At 62.3% G+C, this 3,976-nt stretch carries 4 protein-coding genes; 2 read left to right on the forward strand and 2 right to left on the reverse strand.

What is annotated here, in order from left to right:
* The coding region (locus tag JNL55_RS06410; protein WP_293850897.1) for a hypothetical protein at nt 1-218 on the forward strand (218 nt) is incomplete at its 5' end.
* A 79-nt stretch (nt 219-297) separates the two neighbouring features.
* Here the strand turns inward: JNL55_RS06410 and JNL55_RS06415 are convergent.
* Nucleotides 298-2,379 carry a PQQ-binding-like beta-propeller repeat protein gene (locus JNL55_RS06415; protein ID WP_293850900.1) on the reverse strand — a complete coding sequence of 694 codons (2,082 nt, stop codon included), beginning with the start codon at nt 2,377-2,379 and terminating at the stop codon, nt 298-300.
* A 50-nt stretch (nt 2,380-2,429) separates the two neighbouring features.
* On the opposite strand from JNL55_RS06415, the gene JNL55_RS06420 reads away from it, so the two are divergent.
* Nucleotides 2,430-3,137 carry a nuclear transport factor 2 family protein gene (locus JNL55_RS06420; protein WP_293850902.1) on the forward strand — a complete coding sequence of 236 codons (708 nt, stop codon included), beginning with the start codon at nt 2,430-2,432 and terminating at the stop codon, nt 3,135-3,137.
* Between the two features lie 21 nt (nt 3,138-3,158).
* Here JNL55_RS06420 and JNL55_RS06425 read toward each other — a convergent pair.
* A partial coding sequence (locus JNL55_RS06425; protein ID WP_293850904.1) for an acetyl-CoA C-acyltransferase occupies nt 3,159-3,976 on the reverse strand: 818 nt, incomplete at its 5' end.

The following is a 3,976-nucleotide window of genomic DNA, read 5'->3' on the forward strand; positions in this document are numbered from 1 at the left end:
AGATTCAAGCGGGCATCGAGCCGCTGGCGGAGGCAGAGTCCATTCTCGGATCGCTGATCGGGATCATCTTTCGATCACTGGTCGATCCGCACTTCTCCCCGACCGAACCGTCCGCGAAGCTAAAAGAACAAATTGCCGCGCGGTTGTCAGCGCCGTTGCCCAGCAACCGTGGGTCCGCAGACGCGGGCGCCTCCCGCTCCGCGCGTCGACGCGACTGACGCCTGCTCGAGCGCCGATCGCGCGCACTCCCCGCTGCGCATCCGAGTCACAACGCGACTTGTCTCAACTCGATTTGTCTCAACGCGATTTGGAATGCGCCTTCGCCGCCTCCTGGGCTTCATAGGCATTCCAGGCTTCATTGATGACGTGTGCCTGGATGGCCTGCAGATGCTCGGCCGATAGATGCGGAAACGCCGGCATTCCATTGTTACGTCGCAAGCCTCCGCGCACGATGGCCTCGAATTGCTGATGCGTCTGCGGCGACGACAGTCGCAGATCGGGAATCGACGACCTGACATTCTCCGCCCCGTGCCCGTGACAGCCGACACACCATTCAGCCTCGAAATATTCCGCACCTTTCTTCGCCAGCTCGACCGGCTGGCGTGGCAACGGCGGTTTCGGAAACTCCTGCACCACGGTCGCGGGGATCGAACCTGTTCCTCCCAGTTTGAAAGCGATGAGCCGCGATGGCGCGCGAGTTTGCGGCGTGCTCGTGTAGCGCGCGAGATTGGTCGCAGCGGCCGATGAGCCCGAGTTGCCGGTAGCCACCAGAACCAGCTGTTGGCCATCGACCTCGACCGACGTCGGCGCCGCCAACATCGAGGCATGAGTATCGAAGGACCACAGCTGCTTGCCGGTGTCCGCAGCAAACGCATCGAACTTGCCTACCGCCGTTCCCTGGAACACCAGATTGCCCGAGGTCGACAGCACGCCGCTGTTGTACGGCAGCTCGCGCATGACGCGCCAACGAGCTTTCTGCGTCATTGGATCCCATGCGACCAACTCACCCCGGGCCGTCCATTTCGGATCGCCTTTCGATCCGTAGTACATGTCAACGGAAACACCGCCGACCACGGCCTCCGGATCGAGCTTCATGAGCGTGGGCGTTACCGACACCGGTATGTAAGCGAGCCGCGTCGCTGGATTGAACGCCATTGCCTGCCAGGTATGCGCGCCACCCACTGCGGGTGAAACGACACTCGCTTGCCCGGGCCGCTCCCAGTAGCGTGCGTCCGCAATGGTGACCGGTCGACCGGTAGTGCTGTCGATATGCGAGGCCCAATTCACGTCTGTGTAGTTGCTGGCAGACAGGAACTTGCCGGTCTCGGCATCCAGGACGTAGAAAAAGCCATTCTTCGGCGCAGTCATGACGACACGCCGCTGCTTGCCCTTGATCGGCAACTCGGCGATCGAGACCGGCGACACCGCGGCGAGATCCCAACCGTCGTGCTGCACAGTCTGGTAATGCCAGACGTACTCACCGGTGCTGGCATTCACCGCGATGATGGAGTCCACGAACAGTTCATCGCCTGCATCAGCGGCGCGCTCCGGCGGGCTCAGCGGCGCGGCGCTGCCGGTGCCGATGTAGAGCAAGTTGAGCTTGTCATCGTAGGTGAGCGAGTCCCACGCACTGACGCAGCCGCGCGTTTTCTTCCAGTAATCTGTACCCCAGGTCTTGGCCGCCATCTCCATCGTCTTTGACTCGAACGGCTGGGTCGGATCGCCGGGCATGGTGTAGAAGCGCCACAGACGCTTGCCGGTGTTGGCATCGAATGCATCGACGAAGCCGCGGTTTGCGCCCGTGTCGACGCAGACGTTGCCGATGAAGACCTTACCGCCACCCACTCTGGGCGCCGCTGTTATTCCGTAGTCCTGGCCGATGTCGCAGGACACGGCCTCCCATTTCTGCTTGCCGGTCTTGCGATCCACAGCGAACAGTCGGCAATCTCCGGCAGCGACATAGACGTTGTCTTCCAACACGGAAAGACCGCGGCTGTAGCGCAGCGACCATACGGAGATCAGTCGCTGCTTGTCGCCAAAGTCGATTTCCGGAGCGAACATCCACAGTAGTTTTCCAGTGCGAACGTCATTGGCGTAGGCACGTCCGAGTGGACCGGATTGGTACACCACGCCATCAACGACGATCGGATTGCCGACGAGCCCGTCGCGTGAAGGCATCTCGGCCACCCAAGCGACACCTAGTTTCTCGATGTTCGAGGCGTTGATCTGCGTCGATGAGCTGTGGTGCCAGACTTCAGCATTGCCGCCGATCAGCGGCCAATCGCTGGCGCGTGGCGCGGCATCGCTGGCGGCTGCATGCACCGTAGCGGCACTCACGCTCAATAGAATCAGCATCGCAAGACCAGATATCTTCTTCATCCGCTCGTCCCCGAACCGACCGCCAATGGACCGCTGCTTGCGCCCGTCGCATGCTCGTCGAGCCGACTCTAATATGGAGCCGAACCACACCCGTATCCGTGATCGGCAACCAGGGGCGCTGGAAGTGCCTGACCGGCGACGGCGTGCTCCACTGCAGGTTGCCGATCACGGATACCCTGCCACTGCGTGCTGCTCCTAAAGTGCATGCCAAGGAACGAGTGAGCACTGCCAGCCGCCGCCGTCGTTCCGCGTGCGCAAGCGAACCAACTCATCAGGAGCTAACCATGACATCTGTATTTCTGCGCGCGACCAGCGCGACCGCGATGAGCCTCGCAGTAACTCTCATGCCTGCATTGACGCTATCCGCCGATCTCAGCCAGGCGCGCGCCGGAATTCAATCAACTGTCGATAAGGCCAACGCGCTGTTTCATCGCAGTGCCTCGGCCGAAGAAATTGCCGCCGCCCTGTTCGAGGATGATCTGATGGTGACGGGCGAAGGTGAGAAAGGCTCGTACCGCAATTTGAAGTCATTCATGGGTTCGCTTGCCGCGCATACCGCCGCCGGCCCACGCTGCACGCTCGCGATCGTCGATCCGATCCGCAGCTCCGGCGACCTCGCTGTCGCCTTCCTCGCGGAGCACTGCACCGCGGCCAAAGCCGGCGAGCCGGAAGAGGACACCCGCGTGATGTTCGCGTTTCGCAACGGCGCGCACGGCTGGCGGGTGACGATGGCGAGCTTCAGCATCGGGAAATACTAGCGCTCGCGAGCACTGGGTCGATCAAACGACTTCGAACAATCCGGCGGCGCCCTGCCCGCCACCGATGCACATCGTGACGACGACATACTTGACGCCGCGGCGCTTGCCTTCGCGCAGCGCATGGCCGACGAGTCGCGCGCCCGACACGCCGTAGGGATGGCCGACTGCGATCGCGCCGCCGTTGACGTTGAGCCGGTCCATGGGAATGCCCAGTGTGTCGGCACAGTAGAGAACCTGTACTGCGAACGCCTCGTTCAGTTCCCACAGGCCGATGTCTTCTATCCCGAGGCCAACTCGTTGGAGAAGTTTTGGCACGGCGAACACCGGACCGATGCCCATTTCATCCGGCTCGCAGCCGGCCACAGCAAATCCCCGGTAAATGCCCAGCGGCTCGAGGCCGCGCTTTGCAGCGAGTGCCGCATCCATCACGACGCACGCCGCCGAGCCATCGGAGAACTGGCTCGCATTGCCGGCCGTGATGACACCTCCCGGCAGCGCCGAGCGAATCTTCGACACTCCTTCCAGTGTGGTGTCGGGACGTATGCCTTCGTCAGCCGCGACAGTCACTTCGCGCGTGACCATCGCACGGGTTGCCTTGTCGATCACACCGGCTGTCACTGTTATCGGCACGATCTCGTCGTTGAACTTGCCGGCGGCTGCGGCAGCGGTGGCCTTGAGCTGGCTCGCCACGCCATACTCATCCTGACGCTCCTTGGAAATCCGATAGCGACTGGCGACCTGCTCGGCGGTCTGCAGCATGCTCCAGTAGATTGCCGGCTTCGCACGCATGAGCGCCGGATCGATCAGCATGTGCGTGTTCATCTCCTGTTGCGTGCAGG

This window comes from Steroidobacter sp., from assembly GCF_016790065.1.
Classification (GTDB): domain Bacteria; phylum Pseudomonadota; class Gammaproteobacteria; order Steroidobacterales; family Steroidobacteraceae; genus Steroidobacter.